Raw genomic sequence first — 19,883 nt, forward strand, 5'->3', positions numbered from 1 at the left:
TCTATATCGAGACTAAAAATTAACCATTTACTTTTAAATCATTGAATAAAAAATAATTATATTGTTAATATTAATCTCTTGATCTTAGTTAATATAAAAGGTGCTACAATTTGTTTTTTATTATTTAGAGGGATTAATTATGGAAATTTTATCTTGGCAAGTTTTTTATGCCATTATGTTAACATTTTTTGCAGGTGCCTCAAGTGCAATTGGAGCTTTAATTGCTTTCTTTTCATACACTAATAATACTCGATTTTTATCTTTTGGGCTTGGCTTTTCTGCAGGAGTTATGATTTATATTGCTTTTGTAGAGATTCTACCTTCTTCATTATTGGATTTCAAAACCTATTCTAAAGATTTTGGTGAAATAATAGGCTTATTATGCTTTTTTGGAGGATTATTAATTAGCCTACTTATTGACAAACTCATCCCAAAAGAACTCAATCCACACAACCCCAAAAATGATGATGAGTTATTAGAGCTAAAAATTTGCCCCATTCCTAGTGGCAAGCAAAAACCAAGCTATCACCCTGGAATCTCACAGAGAGAAACTTTAAAACTTAAACATACGGGAATTTTAACAGCTATTGCCATTGGAATACATAATTTTCCAGAAGGCTTTGCCGTGTTTGCTTCAAGCCTAGATAATCTTTCATTTGGTATTATTATTGCACTTGCAATTGCCATTCACAATATTCCTGAAGGTATGGCGGTTTCGCTACCTATTTATCACGCTACAGGCAACAAAAAGAAAGCTTTTTATTATTCTGCTATTTCGGGACTTGCAGAACCCTTAGGAGCAATCATTGGAGCATTATTTTTATTACCTTTTATGGGAGATTTAACTTTAGCTATTACTTTTGCCTTTGTAGCTGGGATTATGGTATTTATCTCACTAGATGAATTGCTTCCTGCTTCAAAAAACTATGGAGAAGCTCACGATAGCCTATATGGATTGATTCTAGGAATGGCGGTTATAGCCCTTAGCCTATTAATTTTACATCGCTAACAAACTTTAAGACTAGAGCTAAAATAACGCATCATTTCAATAGTTTCTTGATCTAGCAAAGTGCCTCTATTGGTTAAATCTTTGATGATTTGTTCTCTAGCTTCCTGTTTTAAGTTTTGTCCAAATTTTGCTTTTATGCTTTGACTTTCTACCTTTATTATTCCAACAAACACACCTCTCTCTTGCCCTTTAAATTGACCTAAATCCATATTCAATGAATCATTGTAAGGTTCATACTTTTGCACTAACGCCTTTAAAATATGTTTTTTTCTTTGATGATCTGTAATTGTTTCAAAAATGCCACTTAGATAAACAGAAAAGAAAAATTGCGTAGGAATCATTGTATTATTTAAAAAATAAGAAGGAATATAAGAATAAACTTTTGTAGCACTAAAGGAGACTTTTGGATTCTCCTTTAATAAATGATATTTTCTGCCACTTTTTGCTCCGTGAAAATAAATCTCACCTTCTTCATAGCAAAAGCTAATAGGCACTCCATAAGGTTCATCATCAGGTATAACCATCACTCCAAACTCAATTTTTGCTAACATTGTCTGGAGTATTTGAGAATCAAAGCACTCAAATTCACTACGACGCATTAGCATTTATCTCACACAGGGAAAACGCGAATACTAGAATCAAGCCCTTCTTGTAAAACTGATTCAATGGCAAAAAGCGTTCCTGTCGCACCACTAGCACAGCCACTGCATGCACCAAGATAGCGAATATAAACATCTGTATAGCCATCGCTAGAATTTTTAAGCTCAATGATCTCCATATTTCCGCCATCCATCATTAACATTGGGCGAATTTTTTCATCAATCAAACTCTCAATGGCTTTAATCTTTTGAACCAAAGTCATATCGGCAAACTTCAAATCTCCCTTTGATTCTAAATCTGCTTTGTTTTTTAGTGCTTCTTCTTCCATTTCAGCACGCACATCACGCAAAATATCTACAAGGTAATATTCTCTCTCTTCGTGCCCTCCGGGTTTAATACAACTTTTACAAAAAGCTCCTGCTTTAGTGTATTCTGTAATCTCTTCAACGCTTTTTAAATCATTAAGTTTAATTACTTCTTTAAGTGTTCCAAGGCTTACTCTAGCACACTCACACACGATAATTTCATCTTCAAAATCTTCTGGATTCTTACCCAAATATAAAGCTGCTGCTTTTTTAATAACATCATAAGCCATAACAGAGCAATGCATTTTTTGTCCTGGAACTGCTGGAGTATCAGGATCATCACGCAAAGCCTTTTCAACATCAATGTTTGTAATCTTGACTGCCTCTTGCACCTTTTTGCCCAAACAAAGCTCAACCATCATATCGCTACTTGCAATAGCAGTCCCACAACCAAAGCTTTTAAACTTAGCATCCACAATCACATCATTAGCATCTACAAGCCAATATAGCCTTACTGCATCACCACAAGCCTCAGCACCATAGTCTGCTACAATCAGCTTTAAGCCACGCTCATCGGCTTCTTTTTGTGTGATAACTCCCAAGTGAGTTGGATTATCCATTCGCTCACTAACTTTTTTACTATAAGCATCCCACAATGCTCCACCAAGTAATTCATTTTTTGCCATATTAAATCCTTTTAATAACTACTTGAAATCGCTCTTAGGCGTTCAATTGATTTTTTAAAAATAGTGATTGCATAGTCAATTTCTTCTTGCGTTGTAAAACGACTTAAAGAGATTCTTACTGCAGTATGTGCTAATTCCTTATCTGCACCAATGGCACTCATAACCGGATTTGCCTCTAAATCTTCACTAGCACAAGCACTTCCTGTTGAACAAGCAATGCCATTTTTATTCAAATCCCAAAGCATTGCTTCCCCTTCAACTCCACGAATACTCACTAAAATCGTATTAGGCACACGCAAAGCTCTATCTCCCACTACAAACACATCAGGAATTTCTAGCAGTGCATCTTCTAATTTATCACGCAATCGTCTTACATTATTGCGTTCAAAATCCAAATACAAGCAAGCTTGACGCATTGCCTCTCCCATTGCGACAATATAAGGCACATTAAGCGTTCCACTGCGTCTTCCACCCATATGCTCACCACCATGGAAAAGCGGAGTTAATTTCACACCCTTTTTAATATAAAGCCCACCAATTCCTTTAGGTCCATGGAATTTATGCGCACTAAAACTTAGAAAATCCACATTGGCTTTTTGCACATCAACAGGGATTTTACCAATAGCCTGCACCGCATCAGTGTGGAACAAAATGCCTCTTTTTTTACAAATTTCACCAATTTCCTGAATGGGGAAAATGATTCCCGTTTCATTATTTGCCCACATAACGCTAACTAACGCTGTTTTATCCGTAATGGCTTCTTCTACTTGCTTAGCTTTTAGTGTCCCATTCTCACCAATGGAGAGATAAGTAACTTCCACTCCAAGAGTTTCTAAAAATCTACAGGTTGCCAAAACCGCTGGATGCTCTACATCTGTAGTGATAATATGATTCTTTTCGCCAAAGCGTAAGACATCAAAATACACACCTTTTAGCACCCAGTTATTTGATTCTGTAGCACAAGAAGTGATGATAATATCATCTTCATCTCTTGCATTAATGCCCTCATAGAGATGATTGAAAGCTTCTCGAATGGCTTTGTGCGTTTCTGTTCCAAAAATATGCAAGGAATTGGGATTACCATATTTTTCACAAAAATATGGATCCATTAATTCCTTAGCTTTAGGGTCTAACATTGTTGTTGCATTATTGTCCAAATAAACCCTTTTGCTAGACTGATTCATTCTATTATCCTTTCAAATTATTCAAATATCTTTATAAAATCTTTCATTTTCTAAAAAATCAAAATGAATTTAGCTTTTACTCTAAAAAACCTTAAAGAAAATTAAAATCCATAGCTTTACTTTCTTTAAAATCGGCTATTTTCACAAAAGGTAAATTTTATCATTTAGTTAAAAATAAATTAATTATAAATACTATTGAAGTTTTGTAGATTCTAAGCCTTTAGCCAAACAAACTAGAATCTACAAATTTTCATTATTAAAGGGAAAAAATTTCTAAGGCTCTTTTTAAATCTTCTTTAGTATCAATCCCAAAAGATCGACTATTTACTTCTGCCATTACAATCGTTTTTTTATTTTCTATAGCTCTTAATTGCTCTAATTTCTCAATTTCTTCTAAGGAAGACTTGGGTAAATCACAAAATTCTTGCAAACTTTTTCCGCTAAAGGCATAGATTCCTAAATGCCCAAAATACCGCCATTTATCGTGTGAATCAAGAATATTTTCTCTATCATAAGGAATCCTAGAGCGCGAAAAATAAATTGCTTCCTTATCTTTATTTAGCACAACTTTAACTAAATTTGGATCCTCTGCTTCTTCTTTGGAAATCACTCGCATACAACTCCCCATAAAAGGAATTTCTCCTCTTTCTTGTGCTTTAGATTCCATAAGACTTTTTAGCTTTTGTATCACTTCTTTTTCAATAAAGGGCTCATCTCCTTGCAAATTAATGATAATTTCATCTTGTCCTAAGCCCAAAATTCTTGCACATTCTGCGATTCTATCCGTGCCACTCTCATGCTCTTTGCTTGTTAGAATAGACTTGAAGCCATATTGCTCACACACTTCTTGAACGCTAACATCATCACAAGCAATCACAACCTCATCCACTTCTTTTGCTATTTTGGCAACTCGAATCACCATAGGAATCCCACCAACAGAAACAAGAATCTTATTGGGGAAGCGAGTGGATTTTAATCGAGCAGGAATAATAATCATAGTCTAAAAATCGAATAATTCACCCAAAAAACTTTCTCGTTTTTTAGGCTTTTGGTAACTTTCTCTATACCTTGTATCCTCATATTGCCTTCTTTCTTCATATTTTGGAGATTGTGCATTTTGAGTAGAACGCTCAATAATTTTATCTAATTCACCCCTATCAAGCCATACTCCACGGCATTTTGGACAATAATCAATCTCAACACCACTTCTCTCACTCATCACTAAATCTACACCACTACAAACTGGACACTGCATTTTTACCCCTTTTTTAAAGAAATTATATAGAAATTAGCTTAAATTTTCATTCCTTTCTAATAATTAGTTTCTAAAAAACCTTATTATTGCTAAACAGCTCTCACTTGCGGTTTGCTACTCCAACCCCTAATGCCTTATCTACAATCTCTTTGCGACTAGGATTAGCATTTTTAAAATACAATTCAATCTCTAAAAGCAATTTTGCATTGACCGCTTTGTGTGTTGCAAGTAACAATACAAATTGCACATCAAAATCTAAAATTTCCTCCATATAAGTGCTATAATGAATCTTAGCTAATTTGACACACTTTTTTAAGTCTTCTAAGCTTTTGTCTTTTTGTTTTAAAACTTCTAAAATCTCTTGGGCACTAGGAATTTTTTCTATAGCATTAGATGCCTTAGGTTTCCTTGATAAAAAGGCAACCAACAAGCCTAAAAACAAGATTCCTATAACCGCACCCATTAACACTAAAAACAAAAATTCTTGTTGCATTTTCAAATCCACTCCCCTAATTTCTAAGTTTTAATTATATTCCAACTTCACTTTAAATTTTTGTAGAATTTTCAAACTTTCGTTATAATGGCAAACAAAAATAGAAGGATTTTATATGAATACAAATGAATTTAAACAAAAAGTGAGCGAGATTCAAGCAAAAAGCGAATACAAAGCACCTCTTGGCTTTGGAATCTGTTATGCTGATGTTGGAGTTATGAGCAATAAAGTTTTACAAGCCACTTATCCTGTTTTAAACTGGCAAGAAAACTTTGGCAGTTATGCTATTTTTTGGGATTTGCGTGAAGAATGCGAAATCCTAGAAGATTGTGAAAGTGAATTGGTTTTTGGTATCACAGAAGAATTTGTCATCAAAGCTCTAGAAGCTTTCTCTCCTTACCTAGCAGAAACCCAAAGCAATCCTAACGCACACAAAAATGTAGCCGTAGTTTTAGAATTGCAACGCGCCTTACAAGAAGACAGAATCTATACTGAAAATGGAGATTTTAGATACCGATTCTGTGCTCTCTATGAAGATAAACAATGCAAGAGTGTTGAATCAGCTTATATGAAACTCCTTGCACTTTCTTTAGGTAAGGCACCTCTTAGAAGTCTATATTTGGATGGAATCTTTGGACTTTTAAGTAATGTAGCTTGGAGTGGAAATGTGCCTTTTGAGCTAGATTGGCTAAGAGAAAATGAAATTGCACTCAAAATGCGAGGAGAATTCCCTGCAATTGATTTTGTTGATAAATTCCCACGCTACTTAATGCAAGTCATTCCACAATACGACAATATCCGCCTCCTTGACACCGCAAAAACTCGCTTTGGTGCGTATTTAGGCACAGGTGGCTACACACAAATGCCGGGTGCTAGTTATGTGAATTTCAATGCTGGTGCAATGGGTGCGTGCATGAATGAAGGTAGAATCTCATCTAGCGTAATTGTCGGAGAAGGTAGCGATGTTGGTGGTGGCGCAAGTATCTTGGGTGTGCTAAGTGGTGGTAACTCTGATCCCATTAGCATTGGTAAAAACTGCCTCCTTGGCGTGAATAGCTCTACAGGTATTAGCTTAGGCGATGGGTGCATTGTAGATGGTGGAATCGCCATTCTAGCTGGAACAATTTTCCAAATTACCCCACAAGAAGCTCAAAAAATCAAAGAAATTAATCCAGATTTTGAAATCAAAGACAATGGACTTTATAAAGGTAGAGAACTCTCAGGTAAAAATGGAATCCACTTCCGATGTGATTCTAAGAGTGGTGTTATGATTGCTTTCCGCTCTAATCGAAAAATAGAACTTAATTCGGCTTTACACTAAAGGCTAGATTCTGCTCTATGCAGAATCTCCTTGCCTTTTAGTTAAACTTGTCAGTCAAACTTGCAAATATTCCAAATCTCCCACAATTCTTATCTCTACGATAAGAAAAATATCTCCCACTACAACAAGTGCAAAGCGGATTAATTTCATAATTGCAAATACCAATTTCCCTAAATTGCCCTTTTAAAACCTCTATTAAATCTAAATAGATTTTTCCTTCTTTTGCAATTTTTCCGCTCTCTAGTGCTTCGCTCAAAACTTCTACACCTACTTCATAACAACACCCTCTAATAGAAGGACCAATATAGACAAAGAGATCATCCAAGCGACTTTGGTATTCTCTCTGTAACAGAGAAAATGCCCCAAAAACAATCCCTTTTTCTACTCCAAGCCTACCTGCATGAAGCAACACTAAAACTCGCTTAACTTTATCATATATCACAATGGGATTACAATCTGCAACCATAATTAAGCCCACTAAGCCTGTTTTGTCTAATATAATCCCATCTCCATCACCAAGCAAACCACTTTTGGAAGCCTTTAGAATATCACTCCCATGCACTTGATTTAAAAAACACAATTGCTCTACAGAATAACCACGACTTTGTAGCTCTATACTTTGATTTTGCTTAACTGCTTCTTTGGTTAAATTTCCAGCGTGAAAGGCTATATTTCTCCCCCCTTCACTCAACCAAAGATCTAAACCACTAGGAATTATCAATCAGATTTCCTCCGCCCCATTCCACTCTATCATAAGCATCATAATTTTGCATAATCATACAAGCCCCTTTAGAAATATCCAACAAAGGATTAGGAGAAAGAATAATTTTCATTTTAAGCTCTTCTTCCAAAAATTCTCGCATTCCCTCTATTAATGCCATACCTCCAGTCAAAATTGCTCCATCTTCAATTAAATCGGGAGCAATTTGCGGAGGAGACTTTTGAATAGCTTCTAAAATCGTATTTTTAACTTTAAACATTCCTGCCAAAAGCACATGTTTTAAATCATTTAAATTTAGTTCATAAGAAATAGGCATTCCATTAGATAAAGATTTAGCTCCAATATTAATAATAGGATTTTCACCAAAAACTTTGATTTGTCGTTTAATTTTTTCTGCCAATTCCTTGCTAATACCAATATTTTTGTTATATCTGCAATATTCCATCAAAGCATAATCAATAAAATCTCCTGCTTCTTTTGTAAAAGCACTTGCAATCAAGCCCCCAAGAGAAATAACACTCGCTTCAATCAAGCCTCCACCCGCATCAATCACCATCTTTGCCCTTGCCGTGCTAATATCAAGACCAGCCCCTACACTAGCGCTAAAGGGATCTTCTATCAAAAAAGCCTCTTTGGCTCCTGCAAGTATTGCAGCTTCATATAAAGAATGTCGCTCTACTTGCGTGAGATTCCTTGGAATACTAATCCCTACACGCGGAGCAAGTTTCCAAGTTTGCCCAAGAGAAATCAAAGCACTAATAAAAGTCTTTGTTGTTTCAAAATCGCTAATAGCTCCATTTAAAAGTGGATTAATCACTTCAAAATTGCTTGGTGCGCGTCCCATCATTTTTTTTGCCTGATCACCAATACACACCACTCGTTTAGAATCGCCCATATCTTCCAAAGTAATACAAGTAGCTTCACAAAATATAATATCTTCTGCATTATTTCTTACAATAGTATTAACCGTACCCAAATCAATTGCAATATCATTTCTCTCTAAAAAAGCCATAATTCTCCAACCCATAATATTTTACAAATTATAACAAAACTCCTTGCAAACTACCCTTTAAAACTCTATTTTCATCAACTTTTGCTATAATTTTAAAAATTCATTCATCACAAGGAAATTGATGTCTTTTATTTTATTTTATGGCTTGCTTTTGACGCTCCCAAAAATGATTCTTAGCCTAATTCAACTTAAATTTTTAAAAACTCAACGCAACAAAAAACCTTATATTTTAGATTCTCAATCTTTTAAAAAAGCCGCCGATTATTCTATCATCAAAGAAAAAATCTCTTTTTTAAATACTTTTGTGGATTTTTGCTTATTGGGAATTTGGATTCTCTTTGGATTACAAATGCTAGAATCTTTCTTACCCACAGATTCACCCCTAGGTAGCACACTCTTTGTTTTATTGTTTTTATTCATTCAAAGCCTTTTTTCTTTACCATTTGATGCTTATAAAACTTTGGTGATTGACAAAAAATTTGGCTTTGCCAAAGGTGGAATCAAACTTTTTCTTGCCGATACAATAAAATCTTTTTTACTTTTATTGGTATTAGGCGGTATTTTAACTTTTATTTTTGCTTGGATTATTGCCAATATTCCCTCGTGGGAATTTTATACTTTTATCATAGGAGCTCTTTTTATTATCGCAACCAACCTTTTATATCCCACTTTAATTGCACCTTTATTTAATAAATTTACCCCCTTAGAAGATAAAGACTTAAAAAATGCAATCCAAAATCTTTTAACTAGAGTTGGATTCTATTCTAACGGGGTCTTTGTTATGGATGCTTCACGCCGAGATGGCAGATTAAATGCTTATTTTGGAGGAATCGGAAAAACAAAGCGGGTAATCTTATTTGATACGCTCCTAGAAAAAATTCCAAAAGATTCTATTTTAGCGGTTTTAGGACACGAGTTGGGGCATTTTAAACATAACGATATTTATAAAATGATGGGACTTGTTTTATCTTTCTTTTTTATTCTTTTGTTGCTCATTGCTAACCTCCCACAATCTCTATTTGCAGAGGCTAGTCTTACACAATCTCCACATAGCATCATTGTATTCTTGATTCTTTTAAGTGCGCCAATTGGATTTTATTTCACCCCAATTCTTGGCTATTTTAGCAGAAAAAATGAATACAACGCCGATCAATTTGGAGCAAAGCTTACTAGCAATGAAGCTTTAGCTAATGCTCTTTTATTGCTTGTGAAAGAAAATAATTCATTTCCTCTTTCACACGAACTTTATATGCGTTTTTATTACACCCATCCACCCCTTATGGCACGATTAATTGCTCTAAAATGCGAACATTTAGCTTTTGAGGGTGACAAATGACGCTCAAAGAAGCTATAGATTTTGGTGCCTACACACTAAAAAATAGTCAAATCCAACGCCCTCGCTTAGAATCTGAAATTCTTCTCTCACACACTCTAAACCAACCTAGAATCTATCTTCATAGTCATAGCACAGAAGAACTCTCTTTATTTCATGAAATGCTTTTTATGGATCTTATCCAAAGGCGAAAAAATCTTGAACCCATTGAATACATTATCAATAAAGTTAGTTTTTATGGAAAAGAATTTTATGTTGATAGAGGAGTTTTGATACCACGCCCTGAAACAGAAATCTTAGTAGATAAAGCAAGAAATATTATTACGCAAAATAATTGCAAAAATATCGCTGAAATTGGCATTGGAAGCGGAATCATTAGCATTATGTTAGCCCTTTTATTGCCTAATTCAAACTTAAACTTTTATGCAAGCGATATTATTCCAGAAGCACTTTTTAATACGCATGTTAATCTTGAAAAATTTAAAATATCCAATGTCAAACTCTATAAAAGTGCATTTTTAGATTTTAACAAAAAAGAGAATATCACCTTTGATTTATTAATTTCTAATCCCCCCTATATCAAAAAGGGAGAGATTCTACCAACTCCTCTTAGCTTTGAACCACAAAAGGCTCTCTTTGGTGGAGAAAGGGGAGATGAAATCCTTCATCAAATCATTAAACTCGCCTATGAAAATAAGATTCCACATTTAATTTGTGAGATGGGTTATAACCAAAGAGAAAGTATAGAAAATCTGATGCAGAATATCCCACACCAAAAATTGGAATTTTACCAAGACCTTGCTAATTTGGAGAGAGGTTTTATTATTGATTTTTAATCAAATAAGTAAAAACTTATTTGATTTCTTTAATAAATGCATCTTTATTTAGTTTTTCTTTAACTAAACTAAGTTGCTTTTGTGCATCTAGTTTTGTCTTAAAAGGACCAATTAATAAACGATTGACTTCACCTGATTTTTGCATACTATATTCAAAATTCAAATCCTTAATAGTTCCCAATAACTCCTTATTGGGAGAAACCTTACTAAAAGATCCCACTTGAATATAAAATCCCTTTGCAATTTCATTGCTACTTTGATTAAATTGTGCTGCTACATTAGGAGTGCTTGGAGCACTTGGAGTTACCGCATTATTATCCACCCTTTTTACCTCAGGCTCAGGCTTACTTGATGCAACCACTTCTTTTGTGGGAGCAACTTGTTCTTTAGGCGGATTAGGCAAACTTTGCTCTTTTTGTTGCGCTTTAATTTGTTCAATAATTCTTTGGAATTGCTCATCTGAATCACTAGAATTTTGAGATTGAATTGGAACTTGCCCAAAATCCGTATTTGTTTCTTTTTGTGAAACTTCTGGCAATTTTGCTTCTTCTAATGGTTTATTAATTGTAGTGTTTGTTGGAGTAGTTTGCTTAGTATCATCTTGTAATAAATACACCACCAAAATAATAATGGCAAATAAAACCACTCCAATTGCCACCAATAAAATCATCTTTTTACTCTTAGTTTCTCTTACTTCTTCATCTTCACTACCACTAATCAATAAATCATCAAGCTCTAATTCTTCTTTTTTGCTCTCTTCAATATTTTTCATTTTTTCTCCTTTACATATGTTTCGACCAAGATGCACCACGCTCCTTATTATAAACTCCATAAGGAACTGCAAGAATATTAAAACTCTTTGGAATATCAAGCGAAGGAAACATTTTCCACTCTGTTGGCATTTTTTGTGCTAACTTTGCACTCAACATTTTTCCCAATTGACAAGCTTCTTGAAAAGTTGTATGCCCTTTATGAATATAGAGGTGTAAATGCCCAGGAGTCTTTGTTTCATAAGCAGTAAAGTTAATAAATCCTTCTTCTCTTAAAAGCAACTGTGCCCTATGCCAAAATCTCTCTGCATTAAAACCATTATAATCAAATACAATATTTTCTACTTTTTCTTGAGAATTCACAAGAGAGTGTGCTACTGTAATTTCTTTTTTAAAGTGACTCTGCAAAATAGTCCTCGTAAGCGGTTCATCAACCCTTTTAAACTTATCATAAAAAATCCGACCATTATGATGAATTTTTTGCCCAATTCCTGGCTCTTTAATCCAATAATGGGTGGTAATCATCTTGATAAGTTTCAAATCCATATCTGTTAGCATTTCCACCTCTTTTTAAATGTTAAAATATTGCTTTATTATACACAGGGAATTTTAACGCAAGCTCCTTTAATTCCTCTTTTATTTGTGCTTGTTTTTGTGTATTTTGTATATCATCTAACACATCAGCAATTCTATTAGCCACAATTTCAAATTCTGCTTCCTTAAACCCTCTTGCAGTTAATGCTGGAGAACCAATCCTTACACCGCTAGTAACAAATGGGCTACGGATTTCACCTGGAACCGTATTTTTATTTACCGTAATTCCCGCATTTCCCAATGCCAAATCTGCATCCTTACCGCTAAAATCTTTATCAAGCAATGATAACAAAATTAAATGATTGTCTGTCCCATCACTCACGATTTTATAATTTCTTTTTTGCAACACACTAGCTAGAATCTTAGCATTAGCCTTAACTTGCTTTGCATATGTTTTCCATTCTGGTTTTAGATTCTCCCCAAAACCAACTGCTTTACCTGCAATCACATGCATCAAAGGACCACCTTGCATTCCAGGAAATACCGCCTTGTCAATTTTTTTAGCAAATTCTTCATTATTAGTTAGAATCATACCCCCCCTAGGTCCACGCAAAGTCTTATGTGTTGTAGTTGTTACTATATCCGCATAAGGGAATGGATTTGGATATTCTCCTGCCACTACAAGCCCTGCAACATGAGCAATATCTGCTAATAAAATCGCTCCAACGCTATCTGCAATTTCCCTAAAACGCTTGAAATCTAATTCCCTTGAATACGCACTAAAACCACAAACAATCATATTAGGCTTTGTAATTTGAGCAATTTCTTGGACTTTATCATAATTAATATACCCATCTAATTCCACTCCATAAAAAAAGCTCTGATACATTTGTCCTGTAACACTCACTTTTGATCCATGTGTAAGATGCCCACCATGACTTAAATCCATTCCTAAAATCTTATCATATGGCTTAAGCAACGCCGCATACACCGCACCATTGGCTTGAGAACCAGCGTGTGGTTGAACATTGGCAAATTCACAACCAAAAAGTTTTTTAGCTCGATTAATCGCCAATTCTTCTATTTTATCTACAAATTCACAACCCCCATAATAGCGTTTATAAGGATAACCCTCGGCATATTTATTGGTTAAAACACTTCCCATAGCCTCCATAACGCTAGGAAAGGTGAAATTCTCACTAGCAATCATTTCTAAATGCGTATTTTGACGATTCAACTCTTCTTGTATGAAACCAAAAATCTCTTGATCTGAATTTTCCAAAACATAACTCATTTTAATCCTTTTTTTGTGGTTTAAGTGCGGGAAACAAAATCACATCTTTGATAATGTTATGACCTGTTAATAACATTACAAGCCGATCTATACCTATTCCTTCCCCAGCGGTTGGAGGCATACCATAAGAAAGTGCTGTAATATAGTCCTCATCCATATATTGCGCTTCTTCATCTCCTGCTTCTTTTGCAGCAACTTGTGCCTTAAAGCGTTCATATTGATCCAATGGATCATTTAATTCACTAAATCCATTAGCAATCTCACTCCCACCGATAAACAATTCAAATCTATCAGCAATTTCAGGATTATGATCATTGCGTCTTGCAAGTGGGCTAATAGCAATAGGAAAATCTGTAATAAAAGTTGGATTAATCAATTTATCTTCCACAAAAGCATCAAAAGCTTCACTTTGTAACTTGCCTAATTCCATTTTTGATTCTAATTTTACATTATGGCTTACTAGATATTCATACAATCTATCCTCATTAATAGCAACATCTCTAGGAATTCCACCAATCTCAACTAAAGAATCCACATAAGTAATCTCTCTAAACTCGCTAAAGTCAATCTCTTTTTCATTAAACTGCAAAGTCTTGGGAAGTTTCAATACTTTAAATAGATAATCAAAAAGTGCTTTAGTTAATCGTATTAAATCTTTATAATCTTTATAAGCCCAATAAAACTCAATCATCGTAAATTCTGGATTATGCGAATGATCCATTCCCTCATTTCTAAAATTACGATTAATCTCAAAGACAGCCTCAAATCCACCTACAACAAGCCTTTTTAAATAAAGCTCGGGTGCAATCCTTAAATAACGCTCCACATTTAATGCATTATGAAAAGTAACAAAAGGCTTAGCATTTGCTCCACCAGGAATTGGATGCATCATTGGCGTTTCCACTTCTAAAAAACCATTTTCTTCAAAAAACTTCCGCACATAAGAGATAATCTTAGAACGCAAAACAAAGGTATCTCGCACTTCTCTATTCATAATTAGATCTAAATATCTTTGACGATAGCGCATTTCAATATCTACTAATCCGTGATATTTTTCCGGCAAGGGACTAATAGCTTTAGTGAGAATCTGAAACTCTAGGGCGTGCAAGCTTAATTCTCCTGTTTTGGTTACAAAAGGGAAGCCTTTTGCCATAATAATATCACCCACTTCAATGTATTTTTTAAATAAATCAAATCCTTCACCCAATTCATTTTTAGAGAGATAAATCTGTAAAATTCCACTATTGTCTTCAATTTTAATAAAAGCTGCTTTTCCCATAAGACGAATAAACTTGATTCTGCCCGCAACCTGCGCATTTTTACTTCTATCTTTTTTTTCTTCACTCTCTAGAGTTTTAAGCACATCAAAAGTCTCTAAAAATGTCTTGCAATCCATTTCCTTTGGCACCCCATTGCTATAAGGATTGATTCCAAGTTCTCTTAGAGCATTGGCTTTTTGGATTCGACCTTGAATGTAAATATCATCTTCAAACAACTGAACTCCTTTAATCTCTTTGCTTATTTAATTAATTATTTATTAAATCTCTCTATTTTCTTGCAATTGTTCATTTCTTTTGCTCAATTCTTCTTGAGCTTCTTGGACTTCCTCTTGTGGCAAATCCAACTTAATAATCACTTCCCCAGAATCAAGCAACAATGGGTATAAGAAGCTATTATCTGTGTATTTTTGCATAAATCTTTTTGCTACTTGAACATTAGAAATCGCATAAAAAATGATTGAAAAAATCATAAAGGTTTTAAAAGCCCCAAAACAAAACCCCAAAATACGATTCATTGAGTTTAAAGCACTAATCCTTGTGACTTTTTGTAAAATCTCTGCAATCACCAAAGATAAAATCCACACCAATGCAAGCAGGACTAAAAAACCAATCAATGAAATGGCTGATGGATTTTCAAAAGTGTAAATATGTCGACTTATCCAACCTCCTGCTTCTGTTGCATAAACTGAGGCAATAAAAACACCACCTACAATTCCAATCAATCCAAAAACTTCACGAATAAAGCCATTTACAATGCCCTTAAGCCCAACCAATACAATGAGCAAACCGATAATCAAATCAAAATAACTAAAACTATTCAAAATAAAAAACCTTTTAGAAAATACATAAATGTTTCTATTATTTTACACAAAACTAACCTAAAAAAAGATATGATAAGAAAAAATCTTTAAAAAATCATTATAAAAAGGAAAATAAATGGCAAGCAAGGAACATAGTTTTGACCTCTCTGCAAAAGTTGATATTCAAGAATTTAAAAACGCCCTAGAGCAAGCCAAAAAAGAAATTGCAAACCGCTTTGATTTTAAAGATGATAAAGTTAAAGATTTGGATTTTAATGAAAAAGAAAAATCCCTAACTATTCTTGCCGCAAGCGAAAATAAGGCAAAAACTATTAAGGATATTTTGGATTCTAAACTCATTAAACGCAATCTTTCTTTAAAAGTTTTAAAAGAAGTCTCCAAAGACAATGCAAGTGGAGGCAATCTCAAAATAACCTATAAACTCAATGATGCTTTAGATGACAAAAATATAAAAGCTATTAATGCAGAAATTAAGAATCAAAAATTCAAAGTCCAAACACAGATTCAAGGAAATGAGATTCGTATTAAATCTAAGGATATTGATGAACTCCAAAAAGTCATTGCTCATCTTAAAAAAATGGAATTAGAAATTTCTTTAAGCTTTGGAAACTTCACTTGATAGGGATATTTTCATCTAATAAAACAAAACTTACCCAAATTACTTTGGGGATTCTCGCAGCTCTTTTTTTAAGTGCCTTTATTTACGAAGAACACTTTTTTTACACTTGGAAACACCCTTTTTTTTCTAGTTTTTTTGCGATTCTTGGATTTTTTATGTTGCTTCATTTTTCTCGTTTGAGTGCTTTTATCTGCGGTAGTAGCATTGGAATCTTATGGTTTTATTGGATTGGCTTAAGCTTTCGTTTTTATAATTTAACCTACCTTATTCCATTGGTTTGGATTTTTGTAGCATTGATTTTTGGAATCTTTTTTCTTGCTTTGTGTTATTTTAAAAATCCAATCTACAGAATCTCTGCCCTACTCTGTGCAAGTTTTATTCATCCATTTGGTTTTAATTGGTTTATCCCTGAATTAACACTCACTCAAAGCTACTTTTTTTCCTCAAAAAGCATTCTTGCTCTTTTGTTAATATCCCTTATTATTTTTGGCTTTCTCATTCAAAAGCGATTCTATAAAATAGGCTTTTTTGGGCTTATTTTGGGCTTATTTGGCATTGGACTATTTAGTCAAACTCTCTACCCAACCTCCAAAGAATCACCCCTTAAAATTAAAACAATCTCTACAAATATCCCTCAAAATTTACGCTGGGATTCTAATAATTTAAAACAAATTATTGATGAAAATTTTCGTCTTATTCAACAAGCCAAACAAGAAAATTATGATTTGATAATTTTGCCTGAAACTGCTTTCCCTATTGCTCTAAATGCCGAAGATTCTCTGCTTAGAATATTGCAGGATTTAAGTCAAGATTTAGCAATTTTAACGGGTGCTATCCATAAGCAAGGCAATTCTTATTATAATAGTGCTTATCTCTTTTATGAAGGTAAAATGCAAATTTTTGATAAAATCATCTTAGTTCCTTTTGGCGAAAAAATCCCCCTCCCCCAATTCCTTGTAAATTTAATCAATCAAATCTTTTTTAAAGGCGGAGTGGATTTTACAACCAATTCTAATCAAAAACCAAACTCAACAATTCTCCAAAACCAACATTTTCAAATTGCAATTTGTTATGAAGCTACAAGACAAGAATTTTATCAAGATTCCCCAAGCTTTTTGATTGCCATTAGCAACAACGCTTGGTTTAAGCCTAGCATAGAGCCAACTTTACAAAAACTCCTAATGCAGTATTTTTCACTTAATTATGGCACAACCATTTATCACTCAAGCAACGGCTCACAAGACTTTATTCTCTCCCCTTAAGATCCCTTGCATATTTTCTCTTGATTTGATTAGCTTTATACCAAAGCCATAGATACCCACCTTTATACCATTTTTCATCATAGAATTACTGCCGCCCAATAAAACAACATTATATTTTGACATTTTATCTCTCGCAATTATCTTGTTGATAAATCTGTTTGCTTGGCCACTCCAATGCACTTAACACCGCACTTTTAGAATCATCTCCCACATACACACAGCCCGTATCAATTGCCGCAAAATTCTCCATTATCATTGGCACTTTTCGCACATCATGCCCAAAGACATTAAAAACCCCATAATTTTTCTTTGCTTCTTTTTCCCAATTATGAGATTTTAGCCGACTCCAAGTCACCATTTCTGCCTTTTTTTCTTTTTCTTTATAATAGGGCAAACCAAAACCATGGGTTACAAAAAGTCTTTGTCCTTTTTCATCACAAAGCGGAATCTCTAAAAATCGTGGTAACTTTAAAAACCACTCCAAATGCTCGTGAATCTTCTCAAATCCACCATTTCTTTGGTAACTCTCCATTGCTTCATAACCACCATTATTAATCCAAATTTTATTATAACCCTTTGAGGGAATAGCGTGATAATATTCTAACATTAGTTCTTCGTGATTCCCAAGCACACAGGCATAATTATATTTCATCACCAAATCCACAACTTCACAAGATTTCGCTCCCCTATCTATCAAATCTCCCGTGAAAATAATCTGTGAATCCCATTTTTGTGGTAACTTTTCAATCAATGCACACAGAGTTTCCAAACATCCATGCACATCACCAATAATATAAATTGGCTTAGAGTAATCCAAGTTTAAATCCCCATCCATCGTAAAATAAAAAAGCTCACCGCACCAAATAATGCAGAAAGTGGAACGGTAATTAACCAAGCTGCGATAATTTTATTAATTGCAGATCGTTTAACAAGTTCTTCTTGATAGACTTTTTTAAGCTGCTTTTGCTCTTTTTTCTTAATCTCTGGAATCCCTTCCTTGCGTTTTGCTTTTTTTCTATCAATACTTTTTAAAATCGCCGCTTTTTTCTTGATAGAAGCCTTTCTAAAACGCTCCAAAAATCTTCGTATTTGTTCGCTATCATTGCCCTTATAGGATTCTAAAATCTTTAATTCCATCTGTTTATATCGTTTCTTTAAATATTCTCGCAAAAACCCTACACCAAAGACCGCGCCAACAGCAATATGTGTAGAACTAACTGGCATTCCAAGCTCACTTGCCACAAGCACAGTTAAAGCCGCACTCATAGAAATACAAAAAGCACGAATTTGATCAAGCTCAGTAATCTCACTTCCAACCATTCTAATTAATTTAGGACCAAAAAGTGCCAAACCAATAGAAATTCCAAGCCCACCTAAAAACATAATCCAAAATGGAATATTAGCTTGATTTCCTAGACTAAAACCTTCTTTTAACGCATCATAAATAGCCACCAAAGGTCCAATAGCATTTGCCACATCATTTGCCCCGTGTGCAAAACTCAAAAGTGCCGCAGAAAAAATCAATGGTATAGTGAAAAGCTTATTGATTTCTTCCTTTTTGTTTTCCATATTTTCCACTGCATTAGCAATCGTTATCTTAACTATAAAAAATACTACAATAGCAAGCACAAAACTCATTATAAGTGCTGTCACAAAATCCATTTTAATAATATTTTTAAGACCTTTATTAATAAGATACAAAGCAAACGCCCAAGTCATAAAAGCAATCAAATAAGGCACAATTCTCCTAGCTGCCTCTTTTTTATCTTGTTGATAAGTAATGGTATTTTTAATAAAATATAACAATAAAGCCGCGATAATCCCTCCACTTAAAGGCGAAATTATCCAACTTGCAGCGATATTCCCAAGCTCCACCCAATTAGCCACACCAAAGCCACCAGCAGCAATACCTGCTCCTAAGATTCCACCCACAATAGAATGTGTTGTTGAGACTGGTGCACCAATGGCAGTAGCAAAGTGCAGCCAAATTGCACCAGAAAGGAGAGCTGCTAACATTAAAGTTGCAAAATTCCTAGAATCACCAATAGCATCCATAGAAATAATTCCAGAACGCACCGTATCTACAACTTCACCCCCAGCAATCAATGCTCCAGAAATTTCACAAATTGCAGCAATTGTAATTGCTCCAAACATACTTAAAGCCTTAGAGCCTACTGCAGGACCAACATTATTAGCCACATCATTGGCGCCAATATTAAGCGCCATATATCCACCAACAATTGCAGCAAATCCTAACAACAATGAATTAGTAATTCCATCATCATTCCACATTACTAGAATAATAATTAATAATACAAATAAAGTTATAACCCCGATTCTTTGCATATCGCCAACATTTAAATGCAAAGCCTTTTCATACCTCAAAAAATCTTTAATATTCACAATTCCTCCGAATAAACATACATATAAAATAGTCCAAGTAATTCTACAAAAAATTAATATAAATTCTACTTTAAATTTTTAAATTTTTTTTAAAGAATCTAAAAAACCAAATCACTCAAGATCATTCAAGCGACAAAAAATATTC

Annotated in this window: 21 protein-coding genes; 6 read left to right on the top strand and 15 right to left on the bottom strand. The window is 34.1% G+C overall.

Features of this window, described 5'->3' with window-relative positions; all coding sequences use genetic code 11:
- The first annotated feature begins 139 nt into the window (after window positions 1-139).
- Window positions 140-1,009, top strand: a complete 870-nt coding sequence (gene zupT, locus HCAN_RS06610) for a zinc transporter ZupT (RefSeq protein WP_006656333.1) — start codon at window positions 140-142, stop codon at window positions 1,007-1,009.
- Here the strand turns inward: zupT and HCAN_RS06615 are convergent.
- From HCAN_RS06615 to HCAN_RS06640, 6 genes are all read right to left on the bottom strand, one after another.
- Window positions 1,006-1,608: a pyridoxamine 5'-phosphate oxidase family protein gene (locus tag HCAN_RS06615; RefSeq protein WP_006656334.1), complete on the bottom strand. Its 603-nt coding sequence runs from the start codon at window positions 1,606-1,608 to the stop codon at window positions 1,006-1,008. The two genes, zupT and HCAN_RS06615, sit on opposite strands and share 4 nt — an antisense overlap.
- Before the next feature lie 11 nt (window positions 1,609-1,619).
- A complete protein-coding gene (locus HCAN_RS06620; protein WP_006656335.1) occupies window positions 1,620-2,600 on the bottom strand; it encodes an iron-sulfur cluster assembly scaffold protein NifU in 981 nt (326 codons plus the stop codon).
- 11 nt (window positions 2,601-2,611) lie between these two features.
- Window positions 2,612-3,784, bottom strand: a complete 1,173-nt coding sequence (locus HCAN_RS06625; RefSeq protein ID WP_006656336.1) for a NifS family cysteine desulfurase — start codon at window positions 3,782-3,784, stop codon at window positions 2,612-2,614.
- A 256-nt stretch (window positions 3,785-4,040) separates the two neighbouring features.
- Complete coding sequence (gene kdsB, locus HCAN_RS06630; protein WP_006656337.1) at window positions 4,041-4,781, bottom strand: 3-deoxy-manno-octulosonate cytidylyltransferase; 741 nt, start codon at window positions 4,779-4,781, stop codon at window positions 4,041-4,043.
- Window positions 4,782-4,784: 3 nt separating this feature from the next.
- Window positions 4,785-5,039 carry a TFIIB-type zinc ribbon-containing protein gene (locus HCAN_RS06635; RefSeq protein WP_006656338.1) on the bottom strand — a complete coding sequence of 85 codons (255 nt, stop codon included), beginning with the start codon at window positions 5,037-5,039 and terminating at the stop codon, window positions 4,785-4,787.
- Window positions 5,040-5,139: 100 nt separating this feature from the next.
- Window positions 5,140-5,532 carry a hypothetical protein gene (locus HCAN_RS06640; RefSeq protein ID WP_006656938.1) on the bottom strand — a complete coding sequence of 131 codons (393 nt, stop codon included), beginning with the start codon at window positions 5,530-5,532 and terminating at the stop codon, window positions 5,140-5,142.
- Window positions 5,533-5,647: 115 nt separating this feature from the next.
- Here HCAN_RS06640 and HCAN_RS06645 point away from each other — a divergent pair, with 115 nt between their 5' ends.
- Window positions 5,648-6,853, top strand: a complete 1,206-nt coding sequence (locus HCAN_RS06645) for a 2,3,4,5-tetrahydropyridine-2,6-carboxylate N-succinyltransferase (RefSeq protein WP_006656340.1) — start codon at window positions 5,648-5,650, stop codon at window positions 6,851-6,853.
- A 37-nt stretch (window positions 6,854-6,890) separates the two neighbouring features.
- Here the strand turns inward: HCAN_RS06645 and HCAN_RS06650 are convergent, their stop codons facing one another.
- Together HCAN_RS06650 and HCAN_RS06655 are read right to left on the bottom strand one after the other, a co-directional pair.
- Window positions 6,891-7,574 carry a purine nucleoside phosphorylase YfiH/LACC1 family protein gene (locus HCAN_RS06650; RefSeq protein ID WP_006656341.1) on the bottom strand — a complete coding sequence of 228 codons (684 nt, stop codon included), beginning with the start codon at window positions 7,572-7,574 and terminating at the stop codon, window positions 6,891-6,893.
- Window positions 7,561-8,586 (bottom strand): rod shape-determining protein, encoded by a 1,026-nt coding sequence (locus HCAN_RS06655; protein WP_006656342.1) that lies wholly within the window; start codon window positions 8,584-8,586, stop codon window positions 7,561-7,563. The genes HCAN_RS06650 and HCAN_RS06655 overlap by 14 nt, the downstream gene beginning before the upstream one ends.
- A 121-nt stretch (window positions 8,587-8,707) precedes the next feature.
- On the opposite strand from HCAN_RS06655, the gene HCAN_RS06660 reads away from it, so the two are divergent.
- Together HCAN_RS06660 and HCAN_RS06665 are read left to right on the top strand one after the other, a co-directional pair.
- Window positions 8,708-9,922, top strand: a complete 1,215-nt coding sequence (locus HCAN_RS06660; RefSeq protein ID WP_006656939.1) for a M48 family metallopeptidase — start codon at window positions 8,708-8,710, stop codon at window positions 9,920-9,922.
- Window positions 9,919-10,755, top strand: a complete 837-nt coding sequence (locus tag HCAN_RS06665) for a HemK/PrmC family methyltransferase (RefSeq protein ID WP_006656344.1) — start codon at window positions 9,919-9,921, stop codon at window positions 10,753-10,755. Before HCAN_RS06660 ends, HCAN_RS06665 begins: the two co-directional genes overlap by 4 nt.
- 16 nt (window positions 10,756-10,771) lie before the next feature.
- On the opposite strand, the gene HCAN_RS06670 is transcribed toward HCAN_RS06665, so the two are convergent.
- The 5 genes from HCAN_RS06670 to HCAN_RS06690 are packed head-to-tail and all read right to left on the bottom strand — an operon-like array spanning window position 10,772 to window position 15,454.
- A complete protein-coding gene (locus tag HCAN_RS06670) occupies window positions 10,772-11,527 on the bottom strand; it encodes an SPOR domain-containing protein (protein ID WP_006656940.1) in 756 nt (251 codons plus the stop codon).
- Between the two features lie 10 nt (window positions 11,528-11,537).
- Entirely contained in the window at window positions 11,538-12,083 is a 546-nt protein-coding gene (locus tag HCAN_RS06675; protein ID WP_006656346.1) for a DUF1882 domain-containing protein, read from the bottom strand.
- A 19-nt stretch (window positions 12,084-12,102) separates the two neighbouring features.
- Window positions 12,103-13,353: a serine hydroxymethyltransferase gene (locus HCAN_RS06680; RefSeq protein ID WP_006656941.1), complete on the bottom strand. Its 1,251-nt coding sequence runs from the start codon at window positions 13,351-13,353 to the stop codon at window positions 12,103-12,105.
- 1 nt (window position 13,354) lies between these two features.
- On the bottom strand, window positions 13,355-14,848 hold the full coding sequence (gene lysS, locus HCAN_RS06685; RefSeq protein ID WP_006656349.1) for a lysine--tRNA ligase: 1,494 nt from the start codon (window positions 14,846-14,848) through the stop codon (window positions 13,355-13,357).
- A gap of 42 nt (window positions 14,849-14,890) precedes the next feature.
- Entirely contained in the window at window positions 14,891-15,454 is a 564-nt protein-coding gene (locus tag HCAN_RS06690) for a CvpA family protein (RefSeq protein WP_006656942.1), read from the bottom strand.
- Between the two features lie 115 nt (window positions 15,455-15,569).
- Between HCAN_RS06690 and HCAN_RS06695 the strand changes: the two genes are divergently transcribed.
- On the top strand, window positions 15,570-16,073 hold the full coding sequence (locus tag HCAN_RS06695; RefSeq protein ID WP_006656351.1) for a YajQ family cyclic di-GMP-binding protein: 504 nt from the start codon (window positions 15,570-15,572) through the stop codon (window positions 16,071-16,073).
- Window positions 16,074-16,117: 44 nt separating this feature from the next.
- Window positions 16,118-17,335, top strand: a complete 1,218-nt coding sequence (locus HCAN_RS06700; protein ID WP_231232591.1) for an apolipoprotein N-acyltransferase — start codon at window positions 16,118-16,120, stop codon at window positions 17,333-17,335.
- A gap of 124 nt (window positions 17,336-17,459) precedes the next feature.
- On the opposite strand, the gene HCAN_RS06705 is transcribed toward HCAN_RS06700, so the two are convergent.
- Together HCAN_RS06705 and HCAN_RS06710 are read right to left on the bottom strand one after the other, a co-directional pair.
- A complete protein-coding gene (locus HCAN_RS06705) occupies window positions 17,460-18,152 on the bottom strand; it encodes a metallophosphoesterase family protein (protein ID WP_104761859.1) in 693 nt (230 codons plus the stop codon).
- A gap of 2 nt (window positions 18,153-18,154) precedes the next feature.
- Window positions 18,155-19,738: an inorganic phosphate transporter gene (locus tag HCAN_RS06710; RefSeq protein ID WP_006656355.1), complete on the bottom strand. Its 1,584-nt coding sequence runs from the start codon at window positions 19,736-19,738 to the stop codon at window positions 18,155-18,157.
- Between the last annotated feature and the right edge of the window lie 145 nt (window positions 19,739-19,883).

This window comes from Helicobacter canadensis MIT 98-5491, assembly GCF_000162575.1.
GTDB classification, from domain to species: domain Bacteria; phylum Campylobacterota; class Campylobacteria; order Campylobacterales; family Helicobacteraceae; genus Helicobacter_D; species Helicobacter_D canadensis.